This window comes from Nostoc sp. (assembly GCF_036916985.1).
Taxonomy (GTDB): Bacteria; Cyanobacteriota; Cyanobacteriia; order Cyanobacteriales; family Nostocaceae; genus Nostoc.
The window spans coordinates 91,960-113,999 of sequence record NZ_JBALFD010000022.1 but is presented as its reverse complement, the minus strand read 5'-3'; the positions used below and the strand labels follow the sequence as shown (position 1 = coordinate 113,999).

The window sequence follows — 22,040 nt, the reverse complement described above, 5'->3', positions numbered from 1 at the left end:
TAAACCAATATCCGGGGCTAATTCTTCTATTCCCTATTCCATAATAATTAAAGTGAGTTCGACGAACCTCTCCCTGCCTTGAACTAAAGTTCAAGTCTGTCCCTCTCCGAGTCGGAGAGGGACGGTTTTGCGTAGTAAAACCTTCTTAGAGGTTTTTTGATTGAGCAAATTTGGTAGATTTTATATGAGTAATCGAATTCACGTAATTAAAACCCAAAAAGGATCTGCTGTGAAGGCTGTAATTAGACTAGCTAACGAAAGTGATGCCTTAAAAATGCTGGCAATTTATGCGCCAGTTGTGCGGGAAACTGCAATTTCTTTTGAAATAGAGCCTCCCAGCCAAAGGGAATTTGAAGGACGCATTAATAACTATCAACAGCAGATGCCTTGGCTAGTGTGTGAAATTAACGGTGAGCTTTTAGGTTATGCCTATGCTACTCCCTACCGGACTCGTGCTGCCTATCAATGGTCTGTAGAATCATCCGTGTACGTAAATGCTGAACATCGCAGAAAAGGAGTTGCTAAAGCTTTGTATACTTCCCTTTTTGGGTTGCTGCAACTCCAAGGATTTTATAATGTTTTTGCTGCGATCGCTTTACCTAATCCAGCAAGTGTCGCTGTGCATGAAGCTGTCGGTTTTTCACCTGTAGGTGTATTTCGCAGAGTTGGATATAAATTTAGTGAGTGGCACGATGTCGGCTGGTGGCAACTATCTCTGCAACAAGAACTACCTTTCCCTGTAAATCAGCCTCTTTCTTTGCTAGAAGTTCAAAAATTGTCTCAGTGGAATGAAGTTTTAAGAAGTGGTCTTTTACTACTTCGCATTTAATAAACTAAAAACATCTAATTTGCATAATCGAATTAAACACAACTCTTGTGGGGTGGGCAACATGAGCGTCCAGCTTATGCAATTTAAATATAGAACAGCTTATCATGTTAGTTAAATTAAACCGCGTCTACCTTGAAAACCATAGTTTTTTGGAATTAGGTAAAGCTCATTACTCAAGGCATGACCGAATAATGCACTCTCCTTAAAAACTCCAGGTTTCAAAATGGACGAGGTTGAGGTACGAAAATCGGATTAATAAGTCCAGTTTTGCTTAGTCTGCAAACTATAGGTTCCATCTTTCACATTCACCCGCTCAGGAATCAGATTTAAATCTCTAAATATATTTGCCTGATGTTGTAAAGCATTGAGCGATTGGTCATCAATCGGGATGATGGCACGTTCGCCACTATGTTTCTGTAAAGTTTCTACGATGGATGGATCGATTTCATGGTGTTCTGCCAATCGTTGAACAGCTTCTAATTCCTGCCTCTTAGCCCAAGTTCCAGCTTCGTTTACCTCTTCTAAAATCACCTTGAGTAAGTCGGGATAGTCGCGTACCAGTTCTGGAATCGCGTAGTAATAAGTGGGAACTTCCACGGAGGCTTTGTCACCAAATATGCTCTCTAGGTCTGTAATCGATCGCCCTGGGTAAGCACTCCGGGCTTGAGTCGCTGTGTAGGGAACCCAAATCACCCAAGCATCAAGTTCACCCCGGCGGAATCGCGGCAGCGCCTCCGGTTGGGTGAGATAAACTGGCTCGATGTCGTTAAAATCGAGGCCGACTTTTGCCAGCGATCGCACAAGTATATAATGTGCGCTTGAGCCTTTATCAAAAGCGATCTTTTTACCCTTCAGGTCTGCTAGTGTCTGAATTGGCGAATCTTCCGGCACCAAAATTGCTTGACCTTTAGGAGCGGTATATTTTTCTTTAGCCACCCGCACAAATACATGATCTGCCGCTTGAGAGAAGATGCTGGCTGTACCACCGCCGCCGCAGAAGTCAATTGTCCCATTGCTCAGTGCTTCTATTAGAGAAGAAGCTGATAAAAAACTTGTCCAGGTAACACTCAGCCCATAAGGTCGCAAACGGTTTTCCAACAAGCCTTGATCCCGGAGAACTTCCAGATTTGTCATCCCCTCTGGATATCCAATTTTGAGTTGCTTGAGCCGCCGCGCTTGCTCTGCTAAGGGCGTGTTGCTAGATTGGGCAGAACGCTGAGAAAACCAGCGATCCAAAACTATACAGAAAATTATCCCCCCCATAAACAGTCCCACGGTTTCCAGTAATTGGATTGTGGAGCTTTTGGATAGTTGGAACTGATTACCAGATTCAGAAGCAGCAATAACATGACCGTCAAAAACTAGAGGTAAGACCAAAATCGAGACAAGTCCGATGCCAAATCGAACTGCAAACCTGTAGGTAGCCGATCTATGAGTGGCTGATCTGAGCAACCGTAAGATGTTTTGACCTGTGTATCTAGGCAGAAGGTCAATCAAACGGCTAATCATAATGACTCCTTTGATAAATATAGGTAATGGAAATCGCCGAATGAATTGGAGATGGGGGATAAAGTCAAAGCACTGCTTGATATGTATAAACTACCAGATTTGCTCTGAGTTACACCCAATATGCGATACTCACATTATCATATCGATATTGTGGTAATTCTCTACAAAGGTTGAGGGATAGCTAGTTTCGGTTATCAGATAGGTGTTGAGTGAGGAATAGTGATGGATTGGTTAATTGCAACAATTAAGATCGGCCTAGCTGCGGCTGTAGCAACAACGTTTGATGACAATATTTATCTAACTGCTTTTTTTAGCGAGGTTAATCGGACTTTTCGTCCTCAACATGTTGTAGTTGGTGAAATTCTAGGATTCACGGCATTAGTGATAGTAAGTTTACTTGGTTTCTTACTGGGTCTAGTAATTCCGTCAACTTGGACTGGTCTACTGGGGATTCTGCCGATACTCATTGGCTTGAAAAATTTGCTCAACCTGAATAAGGATGATTCAGCCGAAGATAAGTCAGCCAATCTGAAAAGAAATTCTAAATTTCGAGGATTTGATTCCAGAAAGCGATCGCTCTGGGACGTAATTCGCGATCCCCAGACCTATCGCGTCTCCTCGGTAACAATTGCCAACGGCGGCAACAATCTTGGGATTTATATACCTCTGTTTGCCACTAGCTCAATCCAAAATCTCAGTGTAATCGTACCAGTTTGCTATTTCATTGTTGGCTGCTGGCTATTTATGTCCTACAATCTGACTCGTCTACCTGGCATCGCGTTGGTACTCAGCCGTTATGCTAGCAAGATTTTCCCCTTTGTGCTGATGTGGCTAGGTTTCAGAATTTTGATGGATAGCGAATCCTATCGGATTTTTTTACCGAACACTTGACATATTGCCGCTGAGAATATATATAAAGTGTTTTAATTTGGCAGATTCCGATTAAAGGTAAGAAGCTGACTACAAGTTTTTCAGCACCCGTAAGCTTTAAAATCCCGACAAATAGTAAAAGTGCTGCCAAGATTGTTGTAAAATTCCACAACGCAATCGTCTTAGCTTTGTTAAACTTTGTCATCAAAGCGACCTCCGATTATGCAATGTGTATATCTTTGCTCAGAGCGATATCTGCATTGGTGTAATAGTATAGCCAGATGACTAGAGGCAGCAGCCCTCTGGTCATACATTCAAGGTATTACAGCTATTTTCAGGTAAATAGACAACGCGGTAGGGGCACAGCATTGCTCATTGGTGTCTACTTTTGCCCTAGCGAATTCATGTAAACCGCAATTTCTGGGGTGAGACGCTACGACATCTCAAGCTTTTGAGGATAGCGATACCTACGGTGGGATGCGCCTACGCAATTCGCCAACAGAGTCATAGAATTCGCGGCTATACCAGTAAATTAGGTCAAATCAAGGTTTTGAAACCCACGCGGTTTCTAACCGCCCATTTCGCGTTAAGTTGACACGTATGAGCAGTTCACCACAATGATAAATTTGTCAAAAGATATTGTAGTAGTGAAAAATCTAGTCCAGTAGGGCATCAATAGACCACCCATTCCAAATGAGTAAAACACTTAGGCTGTTTTTAATTTTTAATTTTTAATTCCGCCTTGCGGCACTAGTCCCAATTAAAAGAATGCGAATTCGACCTAACACCTTGAGCTTCACTGTATTTTTAGGGGCACTCTCGGCTCTACCACCCCTATCAATCGATATGGGATTACCAGCTTTCCCGACAATTAGCGAGGCATTAAAGGCATCTTCTGGATCTGTAGGGTTAACGCTGAGTTTGTTCATGCTTGGCTTTGCCCTTGCCCAACTCGTCTTCGGCCCCCTCTCAGATCGTTTTGGACGCAAACCAGTTCTGCTATTTGGCTGCGGACTCTTCACCCTAGCAGGAGCAGCCTGTGCTGTTGCACCATCAATCGATAGTCTCATCGCTTGGCGTTTGGTTCAAGGTGCTGGTGCTGGTGCTGGTATGGTGATGACATTGGCGATTGTCCGCGATTTATTTGAGGGTGCAACTGCACGCGCCCAACTCTCTTATGTCAACTTGGTGATGAGTGTAGCACCAATGATTGCACCGACAATCGGCGGTAGAGTGCTGATGGTGGCTGGTTGGCGGGCTATTTATGGGACACTTGCGATCGCAGGTTTATTGCTGGTGTTATCTATTGCTCTAGGACTAAGTGAATCTATAGGGCATCGTGATGTAAATGCTATCCAACCAGTTCGCTTAATTAAAAATTACGGGCGCATTCTCACCAACCCAATCTGTCTTGGTTACGCCCTTGTTAATGCTTTTAACTTTGGCTGTATGTTTGCTTATGTTGCCGGCTCTCCCTTAGTGATGCTCAACGTTTTTGGTGTTTCCACCACAACTTACGGCTGGTTGTTCGCCTCCACCGCCTTTGGTATCATGGCAGGCTCTTTCTTAAATGGACGCTTGAGTATTGGAGGTGTGTTACCTTCACGTTTGTTGACTGTGGGATTAGTAACTGCTACAGCATCAGCGATCGCGCTGGTAATTGTGTCAGTGAGTGGTGCTGCTCAAGTAATAACACTGATGCCGTTGCTAGTAATTAATACCTTCTGTCGCGGGATTATTTCACCCAATGCGATGCATGGCGCAATTCAGCCAGTCCCAGAAAGTGCTGGGGTTGCTGCTGCTGTAGTCGGATTTATGCAGATGTTGGCTGGTGCTGTCGCTAGTGGACTGGTAGCATTTCTTTATGATGGTCATACAGCGATCGCCATGTCTAGTGTTATGGCCACATTTGCGATCGCTTCTTTCGCCGCCTATTTTGGACTGGTACATCGCAGTCAAGTTGTGTGAGTGCGATCGCTTATGGCAAGTGTCTGAAGAAGCCGTCAATTCGATCTATCGCCCTGACTGATACCCAGTGCTGGAAGCCTTTCTGTTTTCTCTGACAATCGTTAGTTAAACAGCGATACATTACAGATATATAATTGGTAAACTTTGCTTTTGAGTGAATAAAGATGAGTTATTTTAACCATTATCCGCAACGAAAAGACTATATCATTCTCTTAATAATTTGGCTGATAGCATTAGCTATAGATAGAACTTGGTTTTTCTTAGATGAATCGATTCCAGCCTACGATCAAAGCGCACATTTAACGGTAGCATTATATCATTATAAAGTTTTTCAAAACTTCAATATCTTCTCAGGAGATTGGTGGTTATCTCTGTGGCAATTAACTCCAAGTTATCGCGCTCCTTTTGTATATATTTGCACTGTACCATTTTTGATGTTGTTTGGACGGGGATCTGACCAAGCAAGTTTAGTCAACTTATTGTACACTGCGATGATTATACTTTCAGTGTATCATTTAGGGAATTTTTTATTTAAAAACCGAAAAACTAGCATAACCGCCAGCATATTTTGTCTGTTATTTCCTATTTTTGGAATTATCCGGACAGATTATTTATTAGATTATGGTTTGACAGCAATTGTTATCCTAACTTTCACAGTTCTGACGATTTGGAAAGATAGTTATATTCGGTTTGCATCATGGGGTTTAACTATCGTCTTGGGCATAGGAATAGGTTTAATCATGTTGGCTAAATCTACAGGGATTATTTTTATTTTAGTTCCTAGTATTTGGACATTAATTAGTTTTATTAAAAAACATAGATTCACCAAGCTAATTCAAACTTGCTTATCTTTGATGATAGCTTGGTTAATTTGTCATTTTTGGTATGGCGTAAATTGGTTAACGATTATTACATCGGCATTAAAGGCTAACCAAGTCGGAAAAGGGGAGGGCGATCCTTCTGCCACAACTATTGCTGGATGGTTATACTATCCACAGATGATCCCAGAAAGCGTTGGTTTACCAATATTGTTTGTGAGTATTGGTATTTTATTGGTTTATCTGATTAAATATCGATTTAATACTGATTTAATTTCAGGAAATCTTCATAAATCGGCTCGAATTTGGTTATTAGTTACCTTAGTAAGTAGCTATATAATTTGTACTTTGGGCACAAATAAAGATATTAGATTTATTCTGCCATGCTTTCCGATAATTAGTTTAATATTAGCGGATTTATTCAACTTAATTGAAAACATATATTTTGATAGACTGAGATTAACTACCTTGGTGTTAAGTGGCATAGTTTTACTCAATAATTTGTTTCCATTACCCCTAATTCAAACATGGGGTGGTAAACATTTACCTAATGATGATGCTAGGAAATATCCCCTGGATAAACTGATAAATAAAATCAACGAAACAGATTTATATTTAAGGTCAAATTTAGGGGTAATTCCTGTTTCAGCACCTCAGATAAATGAGTTTACGTTAGATTATTTTGGGACATTAGCAGACTTTCGTGTATATGGTAGAAAATTAACAACAAGCTTATCTCGCATAGAGCAAGATTTACAATATTTCTCTTGGTATGTCACCAGAGAGAATGAAGCAGATGAACCTGGAGAAAGTGGAGAAACTAAACGGAAATTAAAATCTTTAGTAGAATCTTCTACTGATTTGAAATTACAGGGTGATTGGATATTACCTGGTAGAGATAAATTGCGATTATATCACCGTAAAAATCCTTATGTAGCTGTTCAAAAAACAAGTAATACTGAGTCTGGAATTAGTCTAGAAAAAGTTGCAATTTCTCAGCAACTAATTTTAGATAAAAATAATCCTGTAACCTATCAAATAACAGGTTCATGGGATGATTTGCAAAATGGATTATTACTGTTAAAATGGCAAAATGGCCAATCATATTGGTATCACGATCATGCCATTGGCTTGGGTAATTTATACTGTGGCATCAAATGTCACCCAGAAGGAAGTTTCCGGGTAAAAGAAGATTTAGCTACATTTATTCCCAAAACACTACCACTAGGAAAATATCAACTATCAGCACTCTATTTAGATAGGAGAAACAAGAAAATCACATCTTTAAATATTCCAGATATTACTGTAAATGTGACAGATGTAGGAACAGTAGAAAAATCGCCACCTTTAGATTTAGTTACCCGAACTTCACAACTAGCACAAGAGTTACAACATGGAAAATTAGATAATCTATTTGTACAGATAAGTAATTTCAATCAATACGATCCTACTCAAGATTATTTAAAACAAATTGAATTTGCAGGTAATTATCATCTGCAAAAAGAGCCAAATAACTTAAATTTGCGTTACACTCTAGTCTTATCGCAACTTTTACAGCGGCAAGTTCCAGAACTAATCCAAAATTTAATAGAATTAACTAAATATGATACTGAAAATCCTTACACATATCTTTATTTAGCTTTTGTTTATTTATATAATTTTCAACCCTTACAAGCTGAACCGAATTTAGCGATCGCAGAAAAATTAAAACCAGATATACCAGAATTAAAAACTTTAAAGAAAGTAACAAATATTATGAAATTTTTGCCTCTATAATGGTTTTCCACCAAGGAATAGGAGAAACTGGAAGTTGCTGCTTGAGGCAAGCAACCTCGGTTCTAAAATTGCAACCCTAGCTTCGATATCGGGGGTTGAGATATGATTTTTTGATAGTCTGTTGTTATTTATCGTAAATTAAAGGGTTTAAGAACCTGCAATCTACATGTAGCAACCATTTCAAGCGGGGTTTGTCTTGAGAAATCGCTCCACTTGGGCAAAGCCCAAGACCGCGTTTCTCGCTAAATCCCCGCCTGAAATTTATTTAATTTTGAATTTTGAATTGTTATCTACCTTGCCATGTGTTTTAATCGAAATCTCAAGGACACGGGGCATTTTTGGGAGAAGCTATACCACAGCACGACTTTTGCCAATGCAGACAAACAGCGCGTAATATTAATATTAGTATCATCCATAACTAAAATAGCTTCATTCTCACCTAGTTATTAGTATATAGTATGGCTAAAATTACTGTTTGCATTCCTACTTTTAATCGTGTTCATCTCCTTCCTTATGCTATTGACAGTGTACTCAATCAGTCTGAGCAAGACTTTGAGCTAATTGTTTGTGATGACGGTTCTAAAGATGGCACACCTGAGTTGATGTCACAGTACACAGACGAGCGGATTAAATATATCCGTCATCTCCAAAATATTGGTAAAAGTAATAATATGCGCTCTGGCTTTGATGCAGCCAGTGGTGAGTATTTTATTAAATTTGACGATGACGATCGTCTCACACCCGATTTTCTCACAAGTACCGCAGCTATTCTTGCTCAAGACTCTAGCATTGATTTTGTTGGTACAGACCATTGGATAATTGATATTAACAATATACGAGATGAGGCAAAAACTCAAGAAAATTCTCATCGCTGGGGTAGGAATAATTTACCAGCAGGGATTGTAAATAATTTGTTGGAAGTGGTATTTATTCAGCAAAGCTTTCAAGTTGGGGCGACATTATTTCGCCGTAAAACCTTGCAAGAATTAGGATATATGCAGGCAAATCTGCAAAATTGTGAGGATAATGATTTATTTGTGCGTCTGGCTTTGGCTGGAAAAAAGGGCTATTATTTACCAGAATTATTGATGGAATATCGCTACCATGCAGAACAGCAAGGTATCAATCGAGCCATTCCTTATTTATTTGATAAAATCCAGTATTTAGAAAAATATAAGTTTGAGTCAGAAAAAATAGAGACAATCAGGAAAAATCGTCTAACTGAAACACAATTATTATTAGGTTTGCGTTTAATTGAAAAGGGTGAAACGCAAAAAGGCAGAGAGCTAGTTTTAGCAGGACAGTCTTTTTCGACTCCTAAAGCTTGGACTGGTTTAGGTTTATCGTTGTTACCTATCGGGTTGCGAGGTAAGGCTTTTAATGCACTGCGACAGGTGCGGGGTTAACGTGAGTTCGACGAACCTCTCCCTGCCTTGAACTAAAGTTCAAGTCTTTCCCTCTCCGACTCGGAGAGGGACGGTTTTGCGTAGTAAAACCTTCTTAGAGGTTTTTTGATTGAGCAAATTGGGTAGATATTATATGAGGAATCGAATTCACGTAAGGTTAGGCTATGGGTATGGGGGGAACTACTACCTTTTGCTCTACATCGGATTCGTTACTATTTGGAGCGATCGCTTGAAAAATGTTTTGCAGGGTCGAGTCATAGTCAGCAATCATACTAGCACACAGAGACCATCCAACTTTACAATTCTATCCGCTAATTTCCCCCTTGCAAAAATTTTTGCCTCTGTTGTTAGTAAAATCCAAGAATGGCTAGAATCAAAGAGTTTACTTAACTTATTTGCGCTAAAGGTTTTGGCTACTGTATCTTGTCCCCACTGTCATCAACTTGTTGATAGTCAAGCTATTAGTTGTCCTTATTGCCGGACAACACTCAAAGCTTACGGTCATCCCGGTATTCCATTGCACCGCGCTATTGGGGACGGGTATCTATGCGACACTTGCACTTATCACGCTGATGATACTTGCAATTTTCCCCAGCGTCCCTACGCCAAAGACTGTACCCTCTACCAAAATATTGAAGAGACAAAGTTAGAGTTAGAACAGCAGCGTTACACCAACAGTTTTGCAGTAACGGTGAAAATTTGGGTAAAACGCAACCAAGCTTTGCTGTTGCTATTAGGTCTATTATTGGTCTGTTTGTTCTTCAGTCTAGTAACTTAGATGGTTAGAACTGATGCAGCTTGAAAATGCTAAGGGTGTGAAAGCCTTAAACCGAAAATGTACGGATACAGTATTGAATCTTTCATACCAGAGGTTGCAATTGCTCTTGATACGCTAGACGACTACGAGCAGCTACTATATATTTTATAAATCGGATAGGATGCTTAACCTACAATATATAGTGCTATATCTTTGTAGTTAAAAATTTAAATAAACTACGAAGGCTTAAAAAAATCACAAAGCCGACTTTTGCAACACAACCGTATTTGATGGCTAATTCAATTGTTTCAACAAAACGGCTCGGCAACCAGTTAATCCAGTGGTTGCTTGAAGAAGACCGACGACGAGAGAAGGAAGGGCCTTACCGCAAAGAAGAACCACATCGCCAGCATTCTTGGTGGCAGGTAATGTGCTTGACTGGTGTAGATTATTTCTCGACCCTTGGCTATCAACCTGGGATTGCAGCACTGGCGGCCGGCGCTCTTTCTCCTATAGCTACCCTAATTCTGGTTTTGCTGACGCTGTTTGGAGCATTGCCAATCTATCGGCGCATTGCTGCTGAAAGCCCTCATGGTGAAGGGTCGATCGCAATGTTAGAGCGTTTGCTCCCCTGGTGGCAAGGCAAATTACTTGTGCTGTGCTTACTTGGCTTCGTAGCAACTGACTTTATTATTACCATTACTTTGTCTGCTGCTGATGCTACTGCCCATATCATCGAAAATCCGCTGACACCAATTTGGTTTCACAGTCAGACGATCGCAGTTACTCTGATATTAGTTGCATTACTAGGTGCAGTCTTCTTGAGAGGTTTCCGAGAAGCCATTGGGATTGCTGTAGTTTTGGTGGCAGTTTATCTGCTGTTAAACTTCATTGTTGTTAGCGTCGGTCTGTATCAGATTCTAGCTCACCCAGAAGCGATCGCGAATTGGCAAACTGCACTTTTTGCCCACCATTCCAACCCTTTAATATTAATTGGTATCTCTCTGCTTATATTCCCCAAACTAGCACTGGGATTGTCAGGTTTTGAGACTGGTGTTACCGTTATGCCCCTAGTAAAAGGTAGCAATAACAGCACTCCGCAGCATCCCAAAGGGCGCATTCGGAATACACGCAAGCTGCTTACCACTGCTGCTTTGATTATGAGCTTCTTTTTGCTCACCACCAGCTTTATAACTACTTTACTGATTCCAACCGCAGAGTTTGCATCTGGAGGCAAAGCCAACGGACGAGCCCTTGCTTATTTAGCACACCTTCATTTAGGCAATGGCTTTGGCACTATTTACGATTTAAGTACTATTTCTATTTTGTGGTTTGCCGGTGCGTCTGCAATGGCAGGGCTGTTGAATATTGTGCCTCGCTACCTACCACGCTATGGTATGGCTCCTAATTGGGCACGAGCAACGCGACCTTTGGTGTTAGTCTACACAGCGATCGCTTTTGTTGTCACAATTATCTTCAAAGCAAGTGTAGAAGCCCAAGGTGGGGCTTATGCAACTGGTGTACTGGTGTTAATCACCTCAGCCGCCTTTGCCGTCACCCTATCAGCTCACCGTCATAGACAGAAGCGGGCCAAACTCATTTTTGGAATCATTACACTGTTATTTTTATATACCACCGTTGTCAATATCATCGAAAGACCAGAAGGGATTAGGATCGCTGGGTTTTTCATCGGTGCGATCATTTTTACCTCGCTGGTTTCTCGTGTTTGGCGTTCAACGGAACTGCGAGCAGAACGAATCGAAGTTGACGAACTTGCTGCCCAATTCCTTGCCGAAGAGAGCCAGGGAGCAATACGGTTAATTGCAAACCGCTTGAATACAGGCGATGCCCTAGAGTATTTTATGAAAGAGAAAGAGGTACGCGAGGACAACCATATTCCACCCAACGATCCAATTCTGTTTCTAGAGGTTCATGTATCAGATGCTTCGGAATTTGCGGATGTGATTGTAGTCAAAGGAGTGCAAGTTGGTGATTATCGTATTCTCCGGGCTGAAAGTGCAGCAGTACCGAATGCGATCGCAGCTTTACTACTCTATATTCGTGACCAAACAGGTAAGATTCCTCATGCTTACTTCGGTTGGGTTGAGGGAAATCCCATACAATACTTACTGCGTTTTATCTTGTTTGGTGAAGGTGACATTGCTGTAGTTACCCGTGAAGTCCTCCGTCGCGCTGAAAAGAATCCCCAAATGCGACCTGGTATTCACGTTGGGGGTTGATTTAGGAGTACTGAATGATGAGTGATGAGTGATGAGTGATGAGTGATGAGTGATGAGTGATGAGTGCGATTATTACTTTTTTTTACTCTAAGCCGAGTTACTCAGCACTCAGAACTGTTTCGGTGATAGAAGTAGCGATCGCAGCTTCAGCCTCAAGGTGGAAGAAATTGCCCTAAAATTTATGTAAGTATGAGCCGCTGAATCTTAAATTAACTTGAAATTTATTTAACTTTATACAATGCCAGACGCGGAAAAGTCCCAGAACCAGCTGGCTAATGGCAAGCTGCTGCATCGGCAAGTTAGTAAAAAAGCCAATTATCCGCTAGTCGCCAGTGGAGAAGAGGGAATGCTGCTTCAGTTGACTGATGGCACTATCCAGGCTTGTAATGCGGCTGGCGATCGCATTTTGGGACTAACCACACAACAGCTTGTGGGACAAAATTTGCTCGATCCCAAGTGGCAATTTATTCATGAAGATAACACTCCTGTACTCAGTGAAACTCACCCCATAGGTGTTACTAAAAATACAGGTAAACCTTGTTTAAATGTGGTGTGTGGCTTTTATCAGCCAAATGGTGAACTAGTCTGGCTATTGTTGTCTTCCCAACCTCTGTTTCAAGCAGAAGGAAGCAATCTCTATGCGATCGTCACAACTTTTTCGGATATTACGGAATCTAAGGATGCCCACCTTGAGCAGAATGCTAACTGTGAACCAGATACTCAACGAGTTGATACAGATGAATTTCAAACACTTTGGGATAGTCACCGTCTGTTTCAACAAATTGCTGGCACTCTTCCAGGGATACTCTACATTTATGACCTAATTGAGCAGCAAAATTCCTACGTAAATTACGAAATTGCTCAAAGCTGGGGCTATACACCAGCCGAAATCCAGGCAATGGGAAAGGATTTATCTACCCAGCTTCTACACCCTGAAGATTTGGCACGACTCCCTAGCTATCTTGAAAAATTTAATTCTGTTCGTCAAGGTGAAGTCCTCAGCTTTGAATACCGGATTCGACACGCCAATGGAGAATGGCGCTGGTTTTGTAGCTATGACACTTTGCACAGCAGAACTGCTGATGGATTACCGCAATATCTTTTGGGGATTGCTTTTGATATTACAGAGCGACGACATATAGAAATTTCCCTACGACAAAGTAACGAAAGGTTTGAGTTAGCAGCGGCGGCGGTTAATTGCCTAATCTATGACTGGGAGATTGGGAGAAATACCGTGGAAAGAACTCAAGGTCTAACCCAGGTTTTTGGCTACACACAACAAGAAACTGAACCGACCTTCCAGTGGTGGCAAGAACGCATTCATCCCGATGACCAAGAAAGAGTTAATGACCAGTTCATGGCTAGTATGGCCAATGGAAACCGTTATCGTATTGACTATCGAGTGCGTCACCAGGATGGCCGCTATTTGTGGGTGCAAGACCAGGGGTTTGCAGTCCGGGATGCAAATGGTCAGGTAGTTAGGGTAGTTGGTGCTACTACTGATATTACCGAACAGCAAGCGGCGCTACAGGAACGCCAGCAAATTGAAACAAATCTGCGTGAGAGTGAAGAACGGATTCGGTTGGCCACTAATGCTGCTGAACTGGGTATGTGGTTTTGGAATATCACCACCAACGAGGTAATTTGGACAGACAAATGTCGGCAGCTATTTGGAGTGTCTCTAGAAGCCGAAATCAGCTTTGAGATTTTCCTCAACTGTGTACATCCAGAAGACCGCCAATGCATTCATGAAGCGATCGCCTGCTCTATTGAAGAAAAGGTTGACTGTGACATAGAATACCGCATCCTTTGGTCTGATGGTAGTATTCATTGGATTGCTGCTAAAGGTCGCGTCTTTTATGATGCCGAGGGTCAGGCAGTACGGATGATGGGTACTACCCAGGATATTACCCAGCGCAAACAAGTAGAAAATGATTTGCGCCAACGCGAAACTCAATTAAGGCGGTTAGTTGATTCCAATATTATTGGTATTATATTCGCCACTCCCGATCGCATTACTGAGGCGAACGAGGCTTTTTTAGAAATGGTGGGTTATAGCCGAGAGGAACTATTAGCGGGTAAGATACGCAGACAAAACATGACCCCACCTGAATATCACACTCTCGACCGGCAAGGACTAGAGCAACTTTTAACGGTTGGGATATGTACTCCTTTTGAAAAAGAATACATCCGCAAAGATGGTTCTCGCATTCCCATATTAATCGGTGGTGCCTTGGTGGAGCGAGATCCCGTATCTTGGATCTGTTTTATTCTTGATTTAACACCCAGGAAGCAATTAGAAAAGGCACTCAGGCAACAAGCAGAGGAACTCAAACAAGCCAACCGGAATAAAGATGAGTTTCTCGCCATTCTCTCTCATGAATTGCGATCGCCCCTCAACCCGATTTTAGGGTGGTCATCACTACTCAAAAGCCGCAAATTTGATGAAGCTACTACTAATCGTGCTTTAGAAACCATCGAAAGAAATGCTCAATTGCAGATTCAATTAATTGATGAGTTGCTAGATGTATCTCGAATTATTCGCGGTAAGTTGAACCTGACTTTTGCCACTGTTAACCTAGTAGCTGTAATTGATGCTGCATTGGAGACAGTCAGGTTAATCGCCGAAACCAAATCGATCCAGATTAAAGTACAGGTTGACCCCAATGTTGGTAAAGTGTTAGGCGACTATTATCGTTTACTGCAAGTTGTAGGGAATTTACTCTCAAACGCAGTCAAGTTTACTCCCTCTGGTGGTTCAGTCGAAGTTAGCCTATCATTGAGTCGTGAATTTACTTCCGACTCAGCACTAATTCAAGTTAAAGACACAGGTCAAGGTATTTCCCCTGAATTCCTACCCCATGTATTTGAATATTTTCGTCAAGCTGATAGCAGCACAACCAGAAAATTTGGGGGACTGGGATTGGGATTAGCCATAGTTCATCACTTAGTAGAGTTGCATGGTGGTACTGCAACAGCAGCTAGTCCAGGAATTGGACAGGGAGCAGTTTTTACTGTCAGACTGCCCTTAATGAAGGAGAGTGAGGGTGCAGGAGAAGCAGGAGGAGCAGGGGAGAAATTTAACTCGTCAGTTCTTCGTGGACTAAGGATATTAATTGTCGATGATGATGTTGACACGCGGGAGTTTCTACACTTCTTGCTACAACAGAATGGGGCGTTGATAAGTGCCGCAGCATCGGTAAATGAGGCGCTTAAAACTATATCACAGGCTGTACCTAATTTATTAATCAGTGATTTAGGAATGCCAGAAATGGATGGCTACAGCTTGATTAAGATGCTCAGAGCTATGCCCAAAGAGGAGGGCGGGGAAATTCCAGCGATCGCTCTTACCGCCTATGCTGGAGAAAGCGATCGCGATCGAGTCTTAGCAGCTGGTTTTCAGAGACACATTGCCAAACCAGTACAACCAACTGAATTACTCACCTCAATTGCAGATTTACTAGGGCAAAATAATGACTAATCCCAGCTTAAATGCGGATGGCGTATAGCCCATTCATAAAGCCTGGGAATACCTTGTTTAAATGCTATATTTGTTAATACTTGAATAAAGTGGTTATCGTCATTAATTGCAAGAGGTGCAATCACTGGATTATACTTTTATCGTAAATTAAAGGGTTTAAGAACCTGCAATCTACATGTAGCACCCATTTCAGTCGGGGTTTGTCTTGAGAAATCGCTCCACTTGGGATGCATCCCAAGACCGCGTTTCTCGCTAAATCCCCCGTTAGCGCTAGCGTAAAGCCTTCTCTACGAGAGGCTGCGCCAACGGCATGGCAACGCTATGAGCGACGGAGGAGCGTCAGTTGCCACAACGCGGGGAACCCGCGCAAGGCACTTCTCTTCTCTACGAGACGCTACGCGAACGTCTGAAATTTCTTTAATTTTGAATTTTGAATTTTGAATTGTTAACTGATGGTTTGATGAAATAGTAGCTTACTTTGATCATAGGACAACAAGTGGTGCTGTTGTTCGCGTAGCGTTCGGCAGGAAAGGCATCAATAACAAACTCAAGCTAATTAAGCGTTCACCTGATGGGTTCAGAAACTTTAATAAGTTTAGAGTAAGATGCTTATTAAATTGGCATTTTATTTATTAGTTTGGCATAACAAGTACTGAAGAGCCAAAAAATCATAATTGACATCTGGGTAATCAATTACGAATTACGTAGCTTGCTTCTCCCCGGAGGCGAGTATTACGCGAATTATCTTGACACTTGCGCTAGGATATCCCCTATTGCTTTGCAATGTATATGAGGAGTAGTGCAGGTCAAACAACATGACAGAAGAAATCAATACACAGAATACCCGAAACCTAGTGGCGATCGCTAACCAATTCGCCCAACAGGGAAAGGTTACAGGCGTTAAAGCATTTGGCAGTGGTAATATCAATGACACCTTTTTAGCAACTCTAGATTCTTCAAAAGAACAACATTTTGTCCTGCAACGCATCAACACACAAGTGTTTCGTCAGCCACAATTGATTATGCGGAATATGCGTACCTTCACGGAACATGTTCAAAAAAGGTTGCAGGATACACCCCTTAATCGTCGCTGGGAAGTGCCACGCGTACTGTTAACCAAAGACGCTCAAGACCATTGCAAGGATGCAGATGGCTCCTTTTGGCGGGCAATTAGCTTTATTGAAGGCTCCCAGTCTTTTGATAGTATAGGCGATCGCTCACACGCCAAAGAAATCGGTTATGCGTTGGGGATGTTTCACAATCTCATCAGCGATTTGCCGCCAGAAAAACTTGCTGATACCCTCGAAGGGTTCCATATTACACCGTTTTATCTCCAACATTACCAGGAAGTTTTGGCGAAAACTAGTGTGAGTGAATCTTCTGAAGTTAATTATTGCTTACAGTTTGTTAGCGATCGCCAAATCTTTGCACATATCCTAGAAAATGCTAAATCTGAAGGCATTCTACCTCTGCGTCTGATGCATGGCGATCCAAAAATTAATAACGTGATGTTTGACATTGTTACCCAGCAAGCTGTCAGCGTCATCGACCTCGACACAGTGAAACCCGGTCTGGTACATTATGATATTGGTGATTGCCTGCGATCGGGTTGCAATCCGGCTGGTGAAGAAACCGAGAATTGGGAAAGTATTTATTTCGATACCGATTTGTGTCAAGAAATCCTCCAGGGTTATCTCGCTGTGGCTAAGGCATTTCTGACTGAGAATGATTATGCATATATATATGATGCCATCCGTCTAATTACTTTTGAACTAGGACTGAGATTTTTTGCTGATTATTTAGCAGGGAATGTCTACTTTAAAGTTAAGCACCCAGAACATAACTTGGCAAGAGCGATCGTGCAGTTTAAGCTGACCGAAAGTATTGAATCTCAAGAAACGCAGATTCGCAAAATTATCCAAGACATGAAATGAACAACCAGATATTTTCCCTGCAACCTTTCCCTTCTACTGAGTCCTTTCCTCATTTGAAAATTACAGGCAATATCTCCCGAAATGCTAATCAACTTGCCATCTGCTACAGCCTTGGAGGCGACTTAAAAGAAATTGCAATTTCTTCACCATCAAATGCACCATCGCGTAAGTACGAATTGTGGGAAGACACTTGCTTCGAGTTCTTCCTTTGCATCAAAGATTCTCAACGGTATTGGGAATTTAACCTCTCCCCCGCCGGACACTGGAATGTCTATCGCTTTGATGGATATCGTCAAGGAATGCAAGAAGAAACAGCCTTTGAAAAGCTACCGTTTAGCGTTCAGAATCAAGCCGATGCTTTGTTACTGGCGTTAGATGTCGATTTGGCTAAAATTATCTCGGCAAAACAAGAAATTGAAATTGGCATTACTACAGTTATCAAATATAAAGATGGCGAGGTAACTTACTGGGCTTTAACTCATCGAGGCGCGGAGGCTGACTTTCATCTACGAGACAGTTTCATCATTGAGTTATGAGATGTGCTTGCTGCTACCAATATGCCAGAACGATAAACCAGCAAATAAGTCACTCATTTGGATGACAAACAAATCACCCGTTTGGGTGAGTTAATTGTATGAGTTAATTTCTATAAATATAAATAAGAAGAATCTATTAGTAGAAACTATTGATTCTACTTGCGTCTACGTAAGGAGTAAGTTATGAAATTAACAACATGGATAAATTCTACAGCGATCATTGCTTCTCTTGCGCTCACATCTGGCATTGCTAGCGCTCAAACAGCCGCAAACAACAATATAAGTACTGATACCACTAGTGAGAAACCAATAAACACAGCAGTTAATTCTGCTGCATTAGGCAGTAATTCCAGCAATGTCAGCTATATTCAACCCTTTAATCTAGTTAATCTTGCTTACCAAGGTGGTTTCAAACAGCAAGGAGTTCCTAGTGGAGGAATTTTGATTTCTGAAGGTCGGCGTGGAAATATTACTGCCCAAGATTTAGTCAAGGCTGCGATCAAAGCTAACAAGTTACCGGCACAAGTTTTAAACAATCAAGATTACATAAGCGCTGTTCGTTTGCAATTGGGAGTATTAACCGGAGCAAATTATCCTGGATAAATACAGCTTTGTCTATGACTATTTGTAAATTTGTAATTTGATGCAATACAAGTTAACCTTTTCTTTGAACCTTCCCTGCAAGCTGAAATAACCCCTGTACATTTAAGGTATGGGGGTTTTAGATTAGGTTCTTCGGCTATTTATATTAAGTAAGAACATTACGTGCCTGCTATCTTAATCGAATTATGCTATTTGACGGTTGAGTAACAGCGATCGCAATCCTATCTGAGTTGTGAAAATTGTAACCCACACTAGCTGTTAACTGCCTCAACATTTTTAGTTCAATTGTTTTAAACTTGAATTAATCTTACGCAAAAGCTTAGATAAATGATTCCAGAACTCCTTATTCTGAGTCAAATTTTGCCTTCTGATTATGTGGGTTATATCAGCTTAGTCAGCCTGATGTTTTTGTAAACTCATAGCATCTTTGATTTTGCGCTTTTTTAAGAAACTGGACATAAATGGTCGTTCAAAAAATAAATAAAACCAATAAGAAATAATTAGTGATATGACAGTGCCTACTAAATAGGATGCAGTTGCAAACATATCTGCGGAAATTGGCAGATAAAACAGAAAGTAACGCACAAATACCAAGACTGGCCCATGCATCAGATATAGGCTATACGAAAATGTCCCAAGTGCGATCGCCCAAGGGTGTTGCAATATCCGTAGTATTAAAGATGGCTGTTTCCCCTCAACTATTGACTTAGTTAAGGAAATAAATAGACAAGCAACAGCAAGACCACAAAAACTCTGATTAATCCATATATGTAATCCTAGTTGTCGCCACTCAGTTAAAAAGGCAATACAAGTGAAGATAATAGCCAGAAAACCCCACGGTAAGGAGTTTCTTATAGCCACTAATTGAGGTTTTCGAGAAAATCCAATATCTGCTGCTCCCATTCCTAAACAGAATATGCCTAGAAGCCAAGGATTAGCTGATTCAAATAGTCCATTGAACAAATATATAGGTGTTATACCAATTCCAAAAGCGACAATGACAACTAAGAACAAGCCAAAACGCCGCCATATAGGTAGCAACAATAATGGAAACAAAAAGTATATCTGCCATTCTGTTGCTACAGTCCACATAGGGGGATTAATAGTCAGATATGTACTACCGCTAAGATTATGAACTAATAACAGGTGAGATAAGACATCTATCAAAGAAAACTTAGGAGAAAAAGCTCCGGCTCCTGCTGATTCATTCCACTGAAAATAGGTAAATCTCTCTAAAATAAAGATAGTTGCAGCTAGTAGCAAACAGATGAACAGATTCACATAGTAAGGTGGTAGAATTCGCTGCGATCGCTTCTTAATATAATTCATCAAGTTTCCTGTTAGATAACCATTTTCAGAACGGGCTACTGGCAGCATTAAAACATAACCAGAAAGAACAATAAAAGTTACAACACTAAATGCACCATATTTCATAGTTCTGGCAAATAATGACCATAATCTAGGCAATTGCTCTCCAAATGATGGTTCAATATGCACAAGAACAACATACAGAGATGCTAGTCCACGTAAACCATCTAAATAAGGTAGATGTAGCCTCTTATCAGTAGATTTTTCTATAGCTTTAGTCATTCGCTTAATATCCTAATATGTTTCGATGAATAATAATCCCAGCACTTATTAACAGTAGTATTACTGTTTAGTTAAGGATATATATTGTCTTATCTTCTGTTATCAATGGTCGCCTGTGTCCAAATAAAACAATCAGGCGAACCATATAAAAACTTAGTCTGAAGATGACAGAGATAATTGTGTAGACTTAGTAATTTCCTTACCATCACGGCTTTTAATTACTCGTGCAGGTACACCCACAGCTATTGAAAATGGGGGAATATCTTTAGTAACAACAGCACCAGCACCAATAACACAGCCTCTACCAATGGTCACACCATCTAATACTTTCACCCCAGAACCCAGCCAACAATCATCCTCAATCACGATGCCTTTACAAGTAATACCTTGGTATTTAATTGCCTCTGTCGAATCTGCAAAATTGTGATTATTGGCATATATTGCAGTTTGGGCTGCAATTAAACAATTCTGGCCAATTTTGATATCTCCAGGGCCACCAATACAAACGCTAGGGCCAATAAAAGTATTTTGACCGATGTGAATACAAGTATTGTTTAGTGCCCCTATTAGAACATTACGCTCAAGGATAACTCCATTTTCTAGATGAATTCTATTGTTTTCGTGTCCTTTACCATCGATACGAACACCTTTGAAAATATAGACTCCATTCCCAATCTCAATAGAATCAGCACTAATAAATTCAACGCCATCTTGAATATAAACTGAACTACCTATATGGCAAAAGATAGTTCGATATAGCAAATTACGTAACTTTACACCCCCAAAAATTGTTGGAATATCGCCTAAAAGAGTGATTAGCAAAAGTTGTTGAAATCGCTTCAATTTTGAAAAATGTTTCAAGTTATTCATGGCTCTATTCTTCTCGACTACATTGTAAATTTGGGTATTTTTAGAATTGTAAAATACCTAAGTAATGGCATCCTGTATTTCAGTCTTACTATGTACCATCTATATCTGCATTGTTAGATTGCAGATTAATAAAGAATAAGATGGCTAATATAGAGCTTTTCAGAGATTTGAAAAACCCAAATCACGCTCTAAGGATAGAAGCTATGAAATGCAGGGATTATTTAATTGTTAGAAATAGCGATACAAAAGATGCTGTATTTATTTACAAGCAAATTCTGTAATTAGTATTTAGTATATGTACTTAATTTGGAAATTAGAGAAAATACTTTTTTATATTTGGCACTGATTAATACTGAAGAGCCATTCTTTACCACAACATCAAATACCTAACCTCGATGTGTATGAGTTAGGAATTTTACAAGCTCCTATAATTCAGATAATCAGTTATCAAATATCAAAGTAGTTACTTCAATTCAATTACATCTGTTTTTGCTGTTCCAAAGTCGGCATGAAATTTATTAGCTGCCATCAAGATGTAATTTGTTGAATTCCTCGTAAAATTTCCAAGCAAGTACAAGCACGTTAAATTAGGGGGGAGTATCTCCAACTTCAGCCATCACGTTGAAGTTAATCATCGGAGCAAACAAATAAACACTTCCCCGATTACTATAACGGCTTACTTGCAGCCAGTTTTTAGAGTCTGCTGCTGTTGTCATCATTACGTACACAGAGAATTTAGATATTCACTAAAGCGCCTTGATAGCGACATAAATAGTGTGCTTCCACTATCCTAAAAGAGACTCACGCAATTATTATCAAGAAACGGTAAAGTTTAAAGAAAAAATATAAAGCT

At 40.6% G+C, this 22,040-nt stretch carries 15 protein-coding genes and 1 pseudogene; 12 read left to right on the top strand and 4 right to left on the bottom strand.

Features of this window, described 5'->3' with window-relative positions; all coding sequences use genetic code 11:
* The first annotated feature begins 184 nt into the window (after positions 1–184).
* Positions 185–829, top strand: a complete 645-nt coding sequence (locus V7L07_RS08730; protein WP_335056903.1) for an arsinothricin resistance N-acetyltransferase ArsN1 family B — start codon at positions 185–187, stop codon at positions 827–829.
* A gap of 252 nt (positions 830–1,081) precedes the next feature.
* Here V7L07_RS08730 and V7L07_RS08725 read toward each other — a convergent pair whose 3' ends face one another.
* A complete protein-coding gene (locus V7L07_RS08725; protein WP_335056901.1) occupies positions 1,082–2,338 on the bottom strand; it encodes an aliphatic sulfonate ABC transporter substrate-binding protein in 1,257 nt (418 codons plus the stop codon).
* Between the two features lie 222 nt (positions 2,339–2,560).
* Between V7L07_RS08725 and V7L07_RS08720 the strand changes: the two genes are divergently transcribed.
* The 11 genes and pseudogenes from V7L07_RS08720 (at position 2,561) to V7L07_RS08670 (ending at position 18,727) form a co-directional block, all read left to right on the top strand.
* A complete protein-coding gene (locus tag V7L07_RS08720) occupies positions 2,561–3,229 on the top strand; it encodes a cadmium resistance transporter (RefSeq protein WP_335056899.1) in 669 nt (222 codons plus the stop codon).
* A 747-nt stretch (positions 3,230–3,976) separates the two neighbouring features.
* The gene (locus V7L07_RS08715) at positions 3,977–5,176 is read left to right on the top strand and encodes a multidrug effflux MFS transporter (RefSeq protein WP_335056897.1); all 1,200 of its coding nucleotides are present in this window, start codon (positions 3,977–3,979) and stop codon (positions 5,174–5,176) included.
* 164 nt (positions 5,177–5,340) lie between these two features.
* A complete protein-coding gene (locus V7L07_RS08710) occupies positions 5,341–7,770 on the top strand; it encodes an ArnT family glycosyltransferase (protein WP_335056895.1) in 2,430 nt (809 codons plus the stop codon).
* A gap of 458 nt (positions 7,771–8,228) precedes the next feature.
* A complete protein-coding gene (locus V7L07_RS08705; protein WP_335056893.1) occupies positions 8,229–9,176 on the top strand; it encodes a glycosyltransferase family 2 protein in 948 nt (315 codons plus the stop codon).
* 409 nt (positions 9,177–9,585) lie between these two features.
* Entirely contained in the window at positions 9,586–9,954 is a 369-nt protein-coding gene (locus V7L07_RS08700) for a zinc ribbon domain-containing protein (protein ID WP_335057090.1), read from the top strand.
* 269 nt (positions 9,955–10,223) lie between these two features.
* Positions 10,224–12,173 (top strand): amino acid transporter, encoded by a 1,950-nt coding sequence (locus tag V7L07_RS08695; RefSeq protein WP_335056891.1) that lies wholly within the window; start codon positions 10,224–10,226, stop codon positions 12,171–12,173.
* A 238-nt stretch (positions 12,174–12,411) separates the two neighbouring features.
* The gene (locus tag V7L07_RS08690) at positions 12,412–15,654 is read left to right on the top strand and encodes a PAS domain-containing protein (RefSeq protein WP_335056889.1); all 3,243 of its coding nucleotides are present in this window, start codon (positions 12,412–12,414) and stop codon (positions 15,652–15,654) included.
* A gap of 453 nt (positions 15,655–16,107) precedes the next feature.
* Positions 16,108–16,290, top strand: a pseudogene (locus tag V7L07_RS08685) (transposase); the annotation flags it as partial.
* 179 nt (positions 16,291–16,469) lie between these two features.
* Positions 16,470–17,588, top strand: coding sequence for a phosphotransferase enzyme family protein (locus V7L07_RS08680; RefSeq protein WP_335056887.1), 1,119 nt, complete (start codon positions 16,470–16,472; stop codon positions 17,586–17,588).
* A complete protein-coding gene (locus V7L07_RS08675) occupies positions 17,585–18,124 on the top strand; it encodes a DOMON-like domain-containing protein (protein WP_335056885.1) in 540 nt (179 codons plus the stop codon). Before V7L07_RS08680 ends, V7L07_RS08675 begins: the two co-directional genes overlap by 4 nt.
* 183 nt (positions 18,125–18,307) lie before the next feature.
* Positions 18,308–18,727: a hypothetical protein gene (locus V7L07_RS08670; RefSeq protein ID WP_335056883.1), complete on the top strand. Its 420-nt coding sequence runs from the start codon at positions 18,308–18,310 to the stop codon at positions 18,725–18,727.
* A 390-nt stretch (positions 18,728–19,117) separates the two neighbouring features.
* Here the strand turns inward: V7L07_RS08670 and V7L07_RS08665 are convergent, their stop codons facing one another.
* The 3 genes from V7L07_RS08665 to V7L07_RS08655 all read right to left on the bottom strand — a co-directional run bounded on the left by V7L07_RS08665 (position 19,118) and on the right by V7L07_RS08655 (position 21,906).
* The gene (locus V7L07_RS08665; RefSeq protein ID WP_335056881.1) at positions 19,118–20,317 is read right to left on the bottom strand and encodes an acyltransferase family protein; all 1,200 of its coding nucleotides are present in this window, start codon (positions 20,315–20,317) and stop codon (positions 19,118–19,120) included.
* Positions 20,318–20,470: 153 nt separating this feature from the next.
* Positions 20,471–21,187, bottom strand: a complete 717-nt coding sequence (locus V7L07_RS08660; RefSeq protein WP_335056879.1) for an acyltransferase — start codon at positions 21,185–21,187, stop codon at positions 20,471–20,473.
* A gap of 587 nt (positions 21,188–21,774) precedes the next feature.
* A complete protein-coding gene (locus V7L07_RS08655; RefSeq protein ID WP_269141781.1) occupies positions 21,775–21,906 on the bottom strand; it encodes a hypothetical protein in 132 nt (43 codons plus the stop codon).
* Between the last annotated feature and the right edge of the window lie 134 nt (positions 21,907–22,040).